Annotated in this window: 11 protein-coding genes; all 11 read left to right on the top strand. The window is 70.8% G+C overall.

Annotated elements, in window-relative coordinates:
• Nucleotides 1-54: 54 nt before the first annotated feature.
• The 11 genes from EIW28_RS10985 to nuoN are packed head-to-tail and all read left to right on the top strand — an operon-like array spanning nt 55 to nt 13,823.
• Complete coding sequence (locus tag EIW28_RS10985) at nt 55-1,389, top strand: NADH-quinone oxidoreductase subunit D (protein WP_125247762.1); 1,335 nt, start codon at nt 55-57, stop codon at nt 1,387-1,389.
• Nucleotides 1,386-2,084 carry an NADH-quinone oxidoreductase subunit NuoE gene (nuoE, locus tag EIW28_RS10980; protein ID WP_125247761.1) on the top strand — a complete coding sequence of 233 codons (699 nt, stop codon included), beginning with the start codon at nt 1,386-1,388 and terminating at the stop codon, nt 2,082-2,084. Before EIW28_RS10985 ends, nuoE begins: the two co-directional genes overlap by 4 nt.
• A complete protein-coding gene (nuoF, locus tag EIW28_RS10975) occupies nt 2,081-3,427 on the top strand; it encodes an NADH-quinone oxidoreductase subunit NuoF (protein ID WP_232013929.1) in 1,347 nt (448 codons plus the stop codon). The genes nuoE and nuoF overlap by 4 nt, the downstream gene beginning before the upstream one ends.
• Nucleotide 3,428: 1 nt before the next feature.
• Nucleotides 3,429-5,885 carry an NADH-quinone oxidoreductase subunit G gene (locus EIW28_RS10970; RefSeq protein ID WP_125247760.1) on the top strand — a complete coding sequence of 819 codons (2,457 nt, stop codon included), beginning with the start codon at nt 3,429-3,431 and terminating at the stop codon, nt 5,883-5,885.
• Nucleotides 5,882-7,198, top strand: coding sequence for an NADH-quinone oxidoreductase subunit NuoH (nuoH, locus tag EIW28_RS10965; RefSeq protein WP_125247759.1), 1,317 nt, complete (start codon nt 5,882-5,884; stop codon nt 7,196-7,198). Before EIW28_RS10970 ends, nuoH begins: the two co-directional genes overlap by 4 nt.
• Complete coding sequence (nuoI, locus tag EIW28_RS10960) at nt 7,198-7,764, top strand: NADH-quinone oxidoreductase subunit NuoI (protein ID WP_125247758.1); 567 nt, start codon at nt 7,198-7,200, stop codon at nt 7,762-7,764. Before nuoH ends, nuoI begins: the two co-directional genes overlap by 1 nt.
• Entirely contained in the window at nt 7,761-8,540 is a 780-nt protein-coding gene (locus tag EIW28_RS10955; RefSeq protein ID WP_197717204.1) for an NADH-quinone oxidoreductase subunit J, read from the top strand. The genes nuoI and EIW28_RS10955 overlap by 4 nt, the downstream gene beginning before the upstream one ends.
• Nucleotides 8,537-8,836 carry an NADH-quinone oxidoreductase subunit NuoK gene (gene nuoK / locus EIW28_RS10950; protein ID WP_125247757.1) on the top strand — a complete coding sequence of 100 codons (300 nt, stop codon included), beginning with the start codon at nt 8,537-8,539 and terminating at the stop codon, nt 8,834-8,836. Before EIW28_RS10955 ends, nuoK begins: the two co-directional genes overlap by 4 nt.
• Nucleotides 8,837-8,846: 10 nt before the next feature.
• Entirely contained in the window at nt 8,847-10,748 is a 1,902-nt protein-coding gene (gene nuoL, locus EIW28_RS10945) for an NADH-quinone oxidoreductase subunit L (RefSeq protein WP_125247756.1), read from the top strand.
• The gene (locus tag EIW28_RS10940) at nt 10,745-12,283 is read left to right on the top strand and encodes an NADH-quinone oxidoreductase subunit M (protein WP_125247755.1); all 1,539 of its coding nucleotides are present in this window, start codon (nt 10,745-10,747) and stop codon (nt 12,281-12,283) included. The genes nuoL and EIW28_RS10940 overlap by 4 nt, the downstream gene beginning before the upstream one ends.
• Nucleotides 12,276-13,823, top strand: a complete 1,548-nt coding sequence (nuoN, locus tag EIW28_RS10935; protein ID WP_125247754.1) for an NADH-quinone oxidoreductase subunit NuoN — start codon at nt 12,276-12,278, stop codon at nt 13,821-13,823. The genes EIW28_RS10940 and nuoN overlap by 8 nt, the downstream gene beginning before the upstream one ends.
• Nucleotides 13,824-13,851 lie beyond the last annotated feature (28 nt).

The raw sequence follows: 13,851 nt of genomic DNA, 5'->3' as shown, positions 1-13,851 counted from the left end.
CGGAGCCCCCCGCGAACAGCAGCCGGGCCCGCCCGACGAGCGGAGGTCGTACAAGTGACCACTACAGACCACTCCACGGACGCCTACGCGGCCGAGCGCGACACCACCGAGGGCCGCGTCTACACCGTCACCGGCGGCGACTGGGACGAGCTCGTCTCCTCCGTCGACCCGGTCAACGAAGAGCGCCTCATCATCAACCTCGGCCCGCAGCACCCGTCCACGCACGGCGTGCTCCGCCTCGTGTGCGAACTCGAGGGCGAGACGGTCCGCTCCGTGCGCCCCATCGTCGGCTACCTGCACACCGGCATCGAGAAGAACATGGAGTACCGGACCTGGGTCCAGGGCACCACGTTCGTCACCCGCGCCGACTACCTCGCGCCGATCTTCAACGAGACCGCGTACTGCCTCGCCGTCGAGCGGCTCCTCGGGATCGAGGTGCCGAAGCGCGCCGACGTCATCCGCGTGATCATGATGGAGCTCAACCGCATCAGCTCCCACCTGGTGGCCCTCGCGACCACCGGCATGGAGCTCGGCGCGCTCTCGATGATGATCTACGGCTTCCGCGACCGCGAGAAGATCCTCGACATCTTCGAGGCCGTCTGCGGCCTGCGCATGAACATGGCCTACGTCCGCCCCGGCGGCCTCGCCCAGGACCTGCCCCCGAACGGGGTGCAGATGATCCGCGACTTCGTCGAGTACATGCCGAAGGGCCTCGACGACTACGAGGGCCTCCTCACCGGCAACGCCATCTGGCAGGAGCGCACCCAGGGCGTCGGCTACCTCGACGTCTCCGGCTGCCTCGCCCTCGGCGTCACCGGCCCCGTCCTGCGCTCCGCGGGCCTCCCGTGGGACCTGCGCAAGACCCAGCCGTACTGCGGCTACGACGAGTACGACTTCGAGGTCCCCACCCACAACGGCGCCGACGCCTGGGCCCGGTACCTCGTCCGCCTCGAGGAGATCCGCCAGAGCCTGCGCATCATCGCCCAGGGCCTCGACAAGCTCGAGCCCGGCCCGGTCATGGTCGAGGACAAGAAGATCGCCTGGCCCGCCCAGCTCGCCCTCGGCGGCGACGGCATGGGCAACAGCCTCAACCACATCCGGCACATCATGAGCCAGTCGATGGAGGCGCTGATCCACCACTTCAAGCTCGTCACCGAGGGCTTCCGGGTCCCGGCCGGGCAGGTGTACGCCGCCATCGAGGCCCCGCGCGGCGAACTGGGCGTCCACGCCGTCTCCGACGGCGGCACCCGGCCGTTCCGCGTCCATCTCAGAGAGCCCTCCTTCGTCAACCTCCAGGCCATCCCGGCGCTCGCCGAGGGCGGCCTGCTCGCTGACGTCATCGCGGGCGGGGCCTCGCTCGACCCGGTCATGGGAGGCTGCGACAGGTGAACTACCCCGAGAAGATCCGCGAGCAGGCCGAGGCCATCCTCGTCCGCTACCCCGAGGGCCGCGAGCGCTCGGCGCTCCTGCCGCTGCTCCACCTGGTGCAGTCGCACGACGGCTACGTCTCCGAGGACGGCATCGCGTTCTGCGCCGACGTCCTCGGCATCACCAAGGCCCAGGTGCAGGCGGTCTCGACCTTCTACACCATGTACAAGCGCGAACCGGCCGGCGACTGGCTCGTCTCGGTGTGCACCAACACCCTCTGCCAGGCCAAGGGCGGGCAGAAGGTCTTCGACGCGCTCAGCGACGAACTCGACGTCGGCCACGACGAGACCACCGTGGACGGCAAGATCACGCTCGAGCACGCCGAGTGCCTCGCCGCGTGCGACTACGCCCCCGTCGTCACCGTCAACTACGAGTTCTACGACGACATGGACGAGGCCAAGGCCCTCGACCTCGTCAACGAGCTCCGCGAAGGCCGCCGCCCCATCCCCAGCCGCGGCGCCCCCCTGTGCACCCTCCGCGAGATCTCCGTGCAGCTCGCCGGGTTCGAGGAGGAGCGCACCGCCGGACTCGAGGGCAACGCCCAAGGGGACGCCACGCTCGCCGGGGCCCGCCTCGCCGCCGAGGCCGGCATCGCCGCGCCCGCGTACGACCCCGACGCCCCCCTCCTGTCCAGAGAACCCGAGGAAGCGAAGTGAGCGTTACCGTGCCCGGTCCCCGGCGTCCCCGCGAAGCCGTCCTCGACAAGCTCAAGCCCGTCGTCACCAAGCGCTGGCTCTCGCCCGGCGCCTGGCGCCTCGACGTCTACGAGCAGCTCGACGGCTACAAGGCGCTCCGCAAGGCGCTGGGCCACACCCAGGCCGACCTCATCGAGTTCATGAAGGAGTCCGGCCACCGCGGCCGCGGCGGCGCCGGCTTCCCCGTCGGCATGAAGTGGCAGTTCGTGCCCGACGACGGCCAGGAGCACTACCTGGTCGTCAACGCCGACGAAGGCGAGCCGGGCACCTGCAAGGACCTGCCGCTCATGATGAACGACCCGCACGCGGTCATCGAGGGCATCATCATCGCCTCCTACGCCATCAAGGCCTCGCGGGCCTTCGTGTACGTCCGCGGCGAGGCCATCCACGCCGCCCGGCGCCTGCGCAACGCCGTCCGCGAGGCCAAGGAGGCCGGCTACCTCGGCGAGGACATCCTCGGCTCCAGCTTCGACCTCGAGGTCGTCATCCACTCCGGCGCCGGCGCCTACATCTGCGGCGAGGAGACCGCCCTCCTCGACTCGCTCGAAGGCAAGCGCGGCCAGCCGCGCCTGCGCCCGCCCTTCCCCGCCACGCACGGGCTCTACAACAAGCCCACCTGCATCAACAACGTCGGCACCATCGCCGCCGTCCCGCACATCGTGCTCGGCGGCGCCCAGTGGTGGAAGGACCTCGGCTCCGAGAACGCCGCGGGCACGATGATCTACTCCCTGTCCGGCCGCGTCAAGCGCCCCGGCCAGTACGAGTGCGCCATGGGCACCACCCTCCGCGAGCTCATCGAGCTCGCCGGCGGCATGACCGAGGGCCACGAGCTCAAGTTCTTCACCCCCGGCGGGTCCTCCACCCCGATGCTCTCGGCCGACTCCATCGACGTCCCGCTCGACTTCGACAACGTCGCCAAGGCCGGGTCCATCCTCGGCACCACCGCGGTCATGATCTTCTCCGACCAGGACTGCCCCGTCGTCGCCTGCTGGCGCTGGCTGAAGTTCTACCAGCACGAGTCCTGCGGCAAGTGCACCCCGTGCCGCGAGGGCAACTACTGGATGGTCCGCGTCTACGAGCGGATCCTCTCCGGCAGGGGCGAGCTCGCCGACCTCAAGCTGCTGGAGAGCGCCTGCAAGAACCTGCTCGGCCGCTCCTTCTGCGGCCTCGGCGACGGCGCCACCTCCTGCGTCACCTCCTCCCTGAAGTTCTTCCGGCAGGACTACCTCGACTACATCGAGGGCCACAAGCAGCCCCTGTTCGACAGGCCCTCCAACGACGCCGAGAAGATCGGAGCCCACTGACATGACCGATCAAGTCACGTTCACCATCGACGGCGTCGAGGTCACCGTCCCCAAGGGCACCTTGATCATCCGGGCCGCCGAGCAGCTCGGCATCGAGATCCCCCGCTTCTGCGACCACCCGCTCCTCGAACCCGCCGGGGCCTGCCGCCAGTGCCTCGTCGACGTCCCCGACATGGGCAACGGGCGCGGCATGCCCAAGCCCGCCGCCTCCTGCACGACCACCGCCATGGAGGGCATGGTCGTCAAGACCCAGCACACCAGCGAGGTCGCCAAGGAGGCCCAGGAGGGGATCATGGAGTTCCTCCTGATCAACCACCCCCTGGACTGCCCCGTCTGCGACAAGGGCGGCGAGTGCCCCCTCCAGAACCAGGCGATGAGCACCGGCCGCACCGAGACCCGCATGGAGCCGGGGGACAAGCGCCGCTACAAGAAGGCGCTCCCGATCTCCTCCCAGGTCCTCCTCGACCGCGAGCGCTGCGTCCTGTGCGCGCGCTGCACCCGCTTCTCCGACCAGGTCGCCGGCGACCCCTTCATCGAGCTGATGGAGCGCTCCGCCCTCGAGCAGGTCGGCGTCTACGAGGACGAGCCGTTCGAGTCCTACTTCTCGGGCAACACCGTCCAGATCTGCCCGGTCGGCGCCCTCACCGGCTCCCAGTACCGGTTCCGCTCCCGCCCGTTCGACCTCGTGTCCTCCTCCAGCGTGTGCGAGCACTGCTCGGCCGGGTGCGCGCAGCGCTCCGACCACCGCCGCGGCAAGGTCCTGCGCCGCCTCGCCGGGGACGACCCGGCCGTGAACGAGGAGTGGAACTGCGACAAGGGCCGCTGGGCGATGTCCTACGTCGACGCGGCCGACCGCATCACCAAGCCGCTCGTCCGCGAGGCCGACGGGTCCCTGCGCGAGGCGTCGTGGCCCGAGGCCTTGCGCCGCGCCGCCGCCGGACTCGGCGCCGCCGGCGAGAACGCCTCCGGGCGCGTCGGCGTCCTCACCGGCGGCCGGCTCACCGTCGAGGACGCCTACGCGTACTCCAAGTTCGCGCGGGTCGCCCTCGCCACCAACGACATCGACTTCCGCTCCCGCCCGCACTCGACCGAGGAGTCCGAGTTCCTCGCGCACGCCGTCGCCGGGGTGTACCCCTCCAGCGGCGCGGTCACCTACGAGGACCTCGAGCACGCCCCCGTCGTCGTCGCCGCCGGCCTCGAGGTCGAGGAGGAGTGCCCGATCGCGTTCCTGCGCCTGCGCAAGGCCGTCCGCAACCGGGGCCAGCGCGTCCACGTGGTCGCCCCGTTCGCGACCCGCGGCACCCGCAAGCTGAACGCGAACCTGATCCAGTCCCTGCCCGGCGAGGAGGCCGAGCTCCTCGACGAGTGGACGCGCGGCGGCTACGTCCGCGACGCCCTCGCCGAGGACGGCGCGGTCCTCCTCCTCGGCGAGCGCCTCGCCACCGTCGAGGGCGCGTTCTCCGCCGCGGTGCGCCTCGCCCGCGCCACCGGCGCCCGCCTGGCGTGGATCCCGCGCCGCGCCGGCGACCGCGGCGCCGTCGAGGCCGGCTGCCTCCCCGGGCTCCTGCCCGGCGGCGGCCTCGCCTCCTACGCCGCCGACCGCGACCAGCTCGCCGAGTACTGGGGCGTCGAGTCCCTGCCCGGCGCGGACGGGCGCGGCGCCTGGCAGATCCTCCAGGCCGCGGCCGACGGCGAGATCGACGGCCTCCTCGTCGGCGGCGTCGACCCGTACGACTTCGCGGACGCGCCCGCGGTCGAGGCCGCCCTGTACGCGGCCCGCTTCGTCGTCTCCCTGGAGATCCGCCACTCCGCGGTCACCCGCGTGGCCGACGTGATCCTCCCGGTCGCGCCCGTCACCGGCAAGGCCGGGGCGTACTTCGACTGGGAGGGCCGCCTGCGGACCTTCGACACGGTCGTCGAGTCCGACCTCATGAGCGACCACGCCGTGCTCGACGCGCTCGCGGACGCCATGGGGGTCAAGCTCGGCCTGGCCGACACGCGGACCGTGCGGGCCGAACTCGCCGGGCTCCCCGACCCGATCACCCGCCAGCCCGCCCCCGACTGGGCCGCCGACCGGCCGGCGCGCGCGCATGAAGACGGCAAGGCGGTGCTCGCCACCTGGCGGCAGCTGCTCGACGGCGGCTCCCTCCAGGAGAACAACCCGCACCTCGCCGGCTGCGCCCCCGACCCGGTGGTGCGCCTGAGCGCGGCGACCGCGAAGGCGATCGGCGCGACCGAGGGCGCGGGCGTGACCGTCTCGACCGCGATCGGCGGGATCACGCTGCCGCTCAAGGTCACCGACATGCCCGAGGGCACGGTCTGGCTGCCGCAGAACGCGCCCGGTCGCGGGATCTACCGCCACCTGGGCGCGGGCTCGGGCGACGTGGTCCAGATCCGCGCCTACCCGAACGTGCCCCGCCCGGCCGAAGGAGAGCAAGTGGAGGCGGTCAACTCATGAACGACCCCGTCTGGCTGATGCTGGTCAAGGGCGTGCTCGTCTTCGTCGTCCTGGTCCTGCTGGTGCTGTTCACCATCTGGTACGAGCGCCGCGTCGTCGCGATCATGCAGGTGCGGCCCGGCCCGAACCGCAACGGGCCCTTCGGCCTCCTCCAGTCCCTCGCGGACGGCCTGAAGCTGGCGTTCAAGGAGGACACGATGCCGCGCACCGCGGACCGCGTCGTGTTCATCGCGGCGCCGGTCATCGCGGTCGCGTGCGCGTTCACCGCGTTCTCGGTGGTCCCCTTCGGGCCCGAGGTCAACGTGTTCGGCATCGAGACCGAGCTCCAGCTCACCGACTTCGAGGTGAGCGTCCTGGTCATCCTCGCCTGCTCGGCGCTCGGCGTGTACGGGATCGTGTTGGCGGGCTGGGCCTCCGGCTCGGCGTACTCGCTCCTGGGCGCGCTCCGCGCCGCCGCGCAGGTGATCTCGTACGAGATCGCGCTCGGCCTCGCGGTCCTGGCAGTGTTCTTCCAGTCGCGGCTGATGTCGACCGGCGCGATCGTCGAGGCGCAGGCCGAGGGCCTGCCGCTGTCGCTCGGCGGCGCCGAGTTCACCCTCCCGGGCTGGTACTTCCTGGTCCTGGCCCCGAGCTTCGTCATCTTCGTGATCGCGATGGTCGGCGAGACGAACCGGGCCCCGTTCGACCTCCCCGAGGCCGAATCGGAGCTCGTCGCCGGCTTCGCGACCGAGTACTCGTCGCTGAAGTACGCCTCGTTCTTCCTGGCCGAGTACGTGAACATGGTGACGATGTCGGCCCTGGCCGTGACGCTGTTCCTCGGCGGCTGGGCCGCGCCGTTCCCGGACTCCTGGTGGCCGGGCGCGAACGAGGGCTTCATGCCGCTCGTGTGGTTCTTCGGGAAGGTCCTGGCGTTCCTGTTCTTCTACGTGTGGCTGCGCGGCACGCTCCCGCGCCTGCGCTACGACCAGTTCATGAACCTGGGCTGGAAGGTCCTCGTCCCGGTCTCCCTGGTGTGGCTCATGGTCCTGGCGGCCATGAACATCGGCCTGGACACCGGCAACGACCTGCCGACCCGGATCGCGTTCGCGGGCGGCGCGGCGATCGTCGTCATGGCCCTGATCTTCTTCTGGCCCAGCCGCAAGCCCTACGAGGACCCGGCCGAGCCCGACACGGGCCTGGGCGGCTTCCCGGTGCCGCCGCTGGACCTCGCGGTCCCGCCGAACCCGCGCTCGCTCAAGCAGCTCGAACCGGCGAACACTTCCGCAGTGCCGATCAACGGCTCGCGCTCCACCGACGAGAAAGAGGAGGGGTAATGTCCGGTTTCGCCAAGGGCTTCGGCGTCACCTTCTCGCACATGTTCAAGCCGAAGGTGACCGTCGAGTACCCGGAGAAGCCCTCCAAGCTCGAGCCGCGCTACCACGGCCGCCACGTGCTCAACCGGCACCCGGACGGCCTGGAGAAGTGCATCGGCTGCGAGCTGTGCGCCTGGGCCTGCCCGGCCGACGCGATCTACGTCGAGGGCGCGGAGAACACCGAGGCCGAGCGGTTCTCGCCCGGCGAGCGGTACGCGAAGACCTACCAGATCAACTACGCGCGCTGCATCTTCTGCGGCCTGTGCATCGAGGCCTGCCCGACCCGCTCGCTCACCATGAGCAACGAGTACGAGCTGGCCCGCGACGACCGCCGCGACCTCATCTTCACCAAGGAGGAGCTGCTCGCGCCCCTCCTGGAGGGCATGGAGCAGCCGCCGCACCCGATGCGCCTGGGCGACAGCGAGAAGGCGTACTACGAGTCGGGCCCGGTCAACCCGGGCGCGAGCGAGGGGGCCGAGTTCTCCCTGACGGAGATGCTCGCGAGGAAGAACGGGGGCCGGCAGTGACCGATCTCGCCCAGGCCGCCGTCCTGGCCCAGTCCGGCTCCGCCGGCGAGGCCGTCTTCTTCTGGATCCTCGCGCCGGTCGCCGTCGCCGGCGCCCTCGGACTCGTCCTGTCCCGGCAGGCGATCCACGCGGCGCTCTCGCTCGCGGTCACCATGATGTGCCTGGCGGTCTTCTACATCATGCAGCACGCGCCGTTCCTCGGCTTCGTGCAGATCATGGTCTACACCGGCGCGATCATGATGCTGTTCCTGTTCGTGCTCATGCTGTTCGGGCGCGACTCCAAGGACTCGATGTTCGAGACCCTCAGGGGCCAGCGGCTCTTCGCGGTCCTCCTCGGCGTCGGCATGGCCGCGCTGCTGTCCTCCGGCCTCGCCCGCGCCGTCTCCGGCCTGGTCGTCGCCGAGCCCGCCGGGCCGGCCGGCCAGGGGAACGTCGAGCGGATCGCCGAGGCCCTGTTCTCGACGTACCTGTTCCCGTTCGAGATCGTCTCCGGCGTCCTCACCGTCGCCGCGGTCGGCGCGCTCATGTTCGCGCACGTCGCCAAGAAGGGCGGCCACCGCGGCCAGCGGGAGCACAGCCGCGAGCGGTTCCGGCCCGGGAACTACCCCGGACCCAAGCCCGGGCCCGGCGTGTTCGCCACCTCGGACTCGACCGCGACGCCCGCGCTGCGGCCCGACGGCTCCATCGAGCCGGCCTCGCTGTCCGAGTACGTCCCGCCGCGCCAGCTCACCCCCGCTGAGGCGGCCCCGAAGCACACGGAAGGGCGGGACTCGTGAATCCCGAGTACTACCTGATCCTCGCCGCGGCCCTGTTCTGCATCGGCGCAGTCGGCGTCCTGGTGCGGCGCAACTCGATCGTCGTGTTCATGTGCGTCGAGCTCATGCTCAACGCCGGGAACCTGACGCTGGTGACCTTCGCGCGCACCACCGGCACCGTCGACGGGCAGGTCATGGCGTTCTTCGTCATGGCCGTCGCGGCCGCCGAGGTCGTGGTCGGCCTGGCGATCATCATGGCGATCTACCGGTCCCGGCGCTCCGCCTCCGTCGACGACGCCAACCTCCTGAAGGCCTAGAGGGGACACTGTGGACGAAATCTCGTACGCGCCCGCGGAGGGGCTGCTGTCCTTCACCTGGGCGCTCATCGCCCTGCCCGCCCTCGGCGCCGCCGTCCTCCTGCTCGCCGGCCGCCGCGCCGACAGGTGGGGCCACTGGCTCGGCGTCATCACCATCGGCGCCGCCTTCGCGCTCGCCCTCGCCCTCTTCGGCTCCCTTGCGGGCCTTGAGGACAAGAGCGCGTTCCTCGACCTGTTCACGATCGTGTCCGTCGGGGGCCTCGACATCGAGGCGAGCCTCCTCCTCGACCCGCTGAGCGCGGTCTTCTGCCTGCTCATCACCGGCGTCGGCTTCCTCATCCACGTCTACGCGGTCGGGTACATGTCCCACGACCCCGAGCGCCGGAAGTTCTTCGCCTACTTCAACCTGTTTGCCGCCGCGATGCTCGTCCTCGTGCTCGGCGGCAACTACTTCATGACGTTCGTCGGCTGGGAGGGGGTGGGCCTCGCCTCCTACCTCCTCATCGCGTTCTGGCAGCTCAAGCCCGCCGCCGCGACCGCCGGCAAGAAGGCGTTCCTCACCAACCGGGTCGCCGACGTCGGGTTCCTCCTCGCGATGTTCCTCATGCTCGGCACGCTCGGCACCCTCGACTTCGCGGGCGTCTTCAGCGGGGCCTCCGAACTCTCGACCACGACGAGCCTCGCGCTCGGCCTGCTGCTCCTCGCCGCCGCGTGCGGCAAGTCGGGCCAGTGGCCGTTCCAGACCTGGCTCCCGGACGCGATGGAGGGCCCGACCCCGGTGTCGGCGCTCATCCACGCGGCCACCATGGTCACCGCGGGCGTCTACCTCATCGCCCGCTCGAACGCGATCTTCAGCCTGAACCCGGACGTGCAGACCGCCGTCGTCGTCGTGGGCGCCCTGACGCTCCTGTTCGGCTCGATCGTCGGCTGCGCCAAGGACGACATCAAGCGCGTCCTCGCCTGGTCCACCGTCTCCCAGATCGGCTACATGTTCCTCGCCGTCGGCCTCGGCGGCGGCGCGTTCGCGCTCGGCATCATCCACCTGCTCGCCCACGGCTTCTTCAAGGCCGGCCTGTTCCTCGGCTCCGGCTCGGTCATGCACGCCATGAACGACCAGACCGACATCCGCCGCTTCGGCGGCCTGTGGCGGACGATGCCGCTCACGTACGCGACGTTCGCCGCCGGCTGGCTCGCGATCATCGGCCTGTTCCCGTTCTCCGGCTACTTCACCAAGGACCCGATCATCGCCGCCGCCTTCGCCCGCGAAGGCTGGCAGGGCTGGGTCGTCGGCGGCGCCGCCCTCCTCGGCGCGGCGCTCACCGCGTTCTACATGACCCGCCTGTTCGTCCTCACCTTCCACGGCCCCAAGCGGTGGACCGAGGACGTGCACCCGCACGAGTCCCCGGCGATCATGACCGGCCCGCTCGTCCTCCTCGGACTCGGCTCGCTCGCCGCCGGCGGCCTCATGGCCTCGCCGGTCACCGAGTGGCTCACGCCCGTCTTCGGCGAGCACCACGAGGCCCACGGCCACCTGACGCACCTCCAGGTCACCGTCGCGACCACCGCCGCCGTCGTCCTCGGCGCGGCGCTCGCCTGGCTCCTGTTCCGCGGCGGCACCGACGAAGTGCCGCGCGCCGCCGCCTGGCCGATCCGCGCCGCCCGCGCCGACCTCGGCGGCGAGGCCGTCAACCGCGGCCTGTTCGAGCGGCCCAGCCGCCTCGCGGCCAGCGCCTCGGTCGCCATGGACGGCCGCGTCGTCGACGGCGCCGTGAACGGCCTCTCGGCCGCGATCGGCGGCTCCTCGCGGCGCCTGCTGACGCTCCAGACCGGTTTCGTCCGCTCCTATGCCCTGTCCATTCTGTCCGGGGCGGTCATCGTGGTGGCCGCGCTCATGGTGGTGGTCACCCAATGAACGAACTCCCGCTGCTGTCGGCCCTGGTCGCCGTGCCCCTGGTCGGGGCGGTCGCGACCGCGTCGATCAAGCGCGAGAACGCGGACGCGGCCCGCTGGACCGCGCTCGGCTTCGCGGCCGCGGTCGCGGTGCTCGCCGCGCTCGTGGCGGTCGGCTTCGACTACGCCGACGACGCGCCCTGGCTCCAGTTCACCGAGTCCTACACCTGGATCGCGGCCTGGGACCTGAACCTGTCCTGGGGCATCGACGGGATCGCGCTGCTGCTGGTGGTCCTGACCGCGGGGCTCACGCCGATCGCGATGCTCGCGGCCTGGCGGGACCTGGACGCGGTGACGCGCAGCGTCCCGGCGTTCTTCGCGCTCGTGCTCGCGCTCGAGGCGGCCATGCTCGCGACGTTCCTCGCCTCGAACGTGCTCCTGTTCTACTTCTTCTTCGAAGCGATGCTCGTGCCGATGTACTTCCTCATCGGCTCCTACGGCTCCGGCCCGAAGAAGCAGTACGCCGCGGTGAAGTTCTTCCTGTACTCGCTGCTGGGCGGGCTGCTCATGCTCGTCGCCGTGATCGCCCTGTGGGTGAACAACGGCGGCGTGTTCGACTGGCAGACCCTCGTGGACGCCGAGCCGATGGCCGCCGGGACGCTCCAGAACTGGCTGTTCCTCGGGTTCTTCATCGCGTTCGCGATCAAGGCCCCGTTCTTCCCGTTCCACACCTGGCTCCCGGACGCGGGCGGGGCGGCCCCGGCCGCGGTCGCGGCGCTCCTGGTCGGCGTCATGGACAAGATCGGCACGTTCGCGATCCTGCGGTACTGCCTCCCGCTGTTCCCGGACGCGACGCGGACGTTCGCGCCGTGGGTGATCGGCATGTCCGTCATCGGCGTCGTCTACGCGGCGTTCGTGGCGATCGGCCAGACCGACCTCAAGCGCCTGGTCGCGTACACCTCGATCGCGCACTTCGGCTTCATCGGCCTGGGGATCTTCGCGTTCACGTCCGAGTCGGCGACGGGCGCGGTCCTCTACATGTTCAACCACGGGCTCGCCACGGGCCTGCTGTTCATCGTCGTGGGCTTCCTGACGCTGCGGCGCGGCTCGGCGCAGATCAAGGACTACGGCGGGGCCGCGAAGACCCTGCCGCTGCTCGCCGGGATCTTCCTGTTCGCGGGCCTCGCGTCGCTGTCCCTGCCGGGCACGGCGCCGTTCATCTCCGAGTTCCTGGTCCTGTTCGGCGCGTTCACCGAGAACGAGCCGGTCGCGGTCGTCGCGGCGCTCGGGATCATCCTCGCCGCCGCGTACGTGCTCTGGATGTACCAGCGCACCATGCAGGGCGACCGGAACCCGGCGCTCGACGAGGTGCCCGCGATGAAGCGCGACCTGACGCTGCGCGAGAAGGCGCTCGTGGCGCCGCTGGTGATCGCGATCCTCGGGTTCGGGTTCTACCCGCAGCCGCTCATCGACGCGGTCGCTCCGGCCGTGGACCACACGCTCGGGTTCGTCGCCGACGAGCCCGCCGACCTTCCCCTGGGGGCCACCAATGAATGAGTCCACAGCGGTCACGATCGACTGGGCCGGCCTGGCCCCGATGGTCGTCGTGTTCGTCGCGGCGTTCGTCGGGCTCCTGGTGGAGGCCGCGGTCCCGAAGGCCCGGCGGCTGCCGGTCCAGGTCGTCCTCGCGGTGGCGGCCCTCGCGGGCGCGTTCGTCGCGGTCGTCCTGAACGCCGACAAGAGCGGTCCGGTGTTCTCCCTGGGCGGCACCGCGATCGGCTCGGTCATCGTGGACGGTCCAGGCCTGTTCCTCCAGGGCACCATCGCGATCCTGTCGATCGTGGCGGTCCTGCTGCTGGCCGAGCGCCGCACCGTCAAGGGCGGCGACTTCGTCGCGGAGGCCGCGGTCGTGGCCGACTCGGCGGCGGACGTGGAGCAGCGCCGCGAGGACGGCGCGACGGAGATCTTCCCGCTGACGCTGTTCGCGGTGACCGGCATGATGATGTTCGTGACCGCCGGCGACCTGCTCACGATGTTCGTCGCCCTGGAGATGCTGAGCCTGCCGCTCTACCTCCTGTGCGGCCTCGCGAAGCGCCGCCGCCTCATCAGCCAGGAGGCCGCGCTCAAGTACTTCCTGCTGGGCGCGTTCGCGTCCGCGTTCTACGTGTACGGCATGGCGATGCTGTACGGCTTCGCGGGGACGGTCGACCTCGCCGGGATCAACCAGGCGGGCGTCAGCTCCGGCCAGCCGCGCATGTTCCTGTACATCGGCGTCGCGATGATCGCGGTCGCGCTGCTGTTCAAGGCCGCGGCGGTGCCGTTCCACATGTGGACCCCGGACGTCTACACGGGCGCGCCGACGCCGGTGACGGCCCTGATGGCCGCGTGCGTGAAGGTGGCGGCCTTCGGCGGCCTGCTGCGCGTGTTCAACGTCGGCCTCTCGTCCTCGGCGTGGGACTGGCACCTGATCCTCACCGTGATCGCGGTGGCGACGATGATCGGCGGCGCGATCTTCGCGGTCACGCAGCGGAACATCAAGCGGCTCCTCGCGTACAGCTCGATCGCGAACGCGGGCTACCTGCTCATCGGCGTGATCGCGCTCGGCGAGGCCGTCGGGCAGACCATGTTCTACCTGGCCGCCTACGGCTTCACGGTGATCGCGGCCTTCGCGGTCGTCTCGCTGGTGCGCGACGGCGACGAGGAGGCCACCCACCTGGCGCGCTGGGCGGGCCTGGGCAAGAAGTCCCCGGGCACCGCGGTGATCTTCACGATCCTCATGCTCGCCCTCGCCGGGCTCCCGTTCACCAGCGGCTTCACCGCGAAGTTCTCGCTGTTCGCGGCGGCCCTCCAGGCCGACGAGCTCGGCCTGGTGATCGTCGGCGTCGTCTCCTCGGCGATCCTGGCGTTCCCGTACCTGCGGGTCGTCGTCCTGCTGTGGCTCAACGAGCCCGCGCCCGACGCGCCCACGGTCAACCTGCCCAGCCCGATGGCGGGCACCGTGGTCGCCGCCGGGGTCGCCGCGACCCTCGTCCTCGGCGTGGCCCCGGGCTTCCTCCTCGACATCGTGGCCCAGGCCGGGACCTTCCTGAACACCTGACGCACAAAAAGAGGCCGCGGGGAACCCC

The sequence above is a fragment of the Glycomyces terrestris genome (genome assembly GCF_003933745.1).
Lineage (GTDB): Bacteria > Actinomycetota > Actinomycetes > Mycobacteriales > Micromonosporaceae > Glycomyces > Glycomyces terrestris.
The sequence above is the reverse complement of the archived record's forward strand: the minus strand, read 5'-3'. Positions and strand labels throughout refer to the sequence as shown.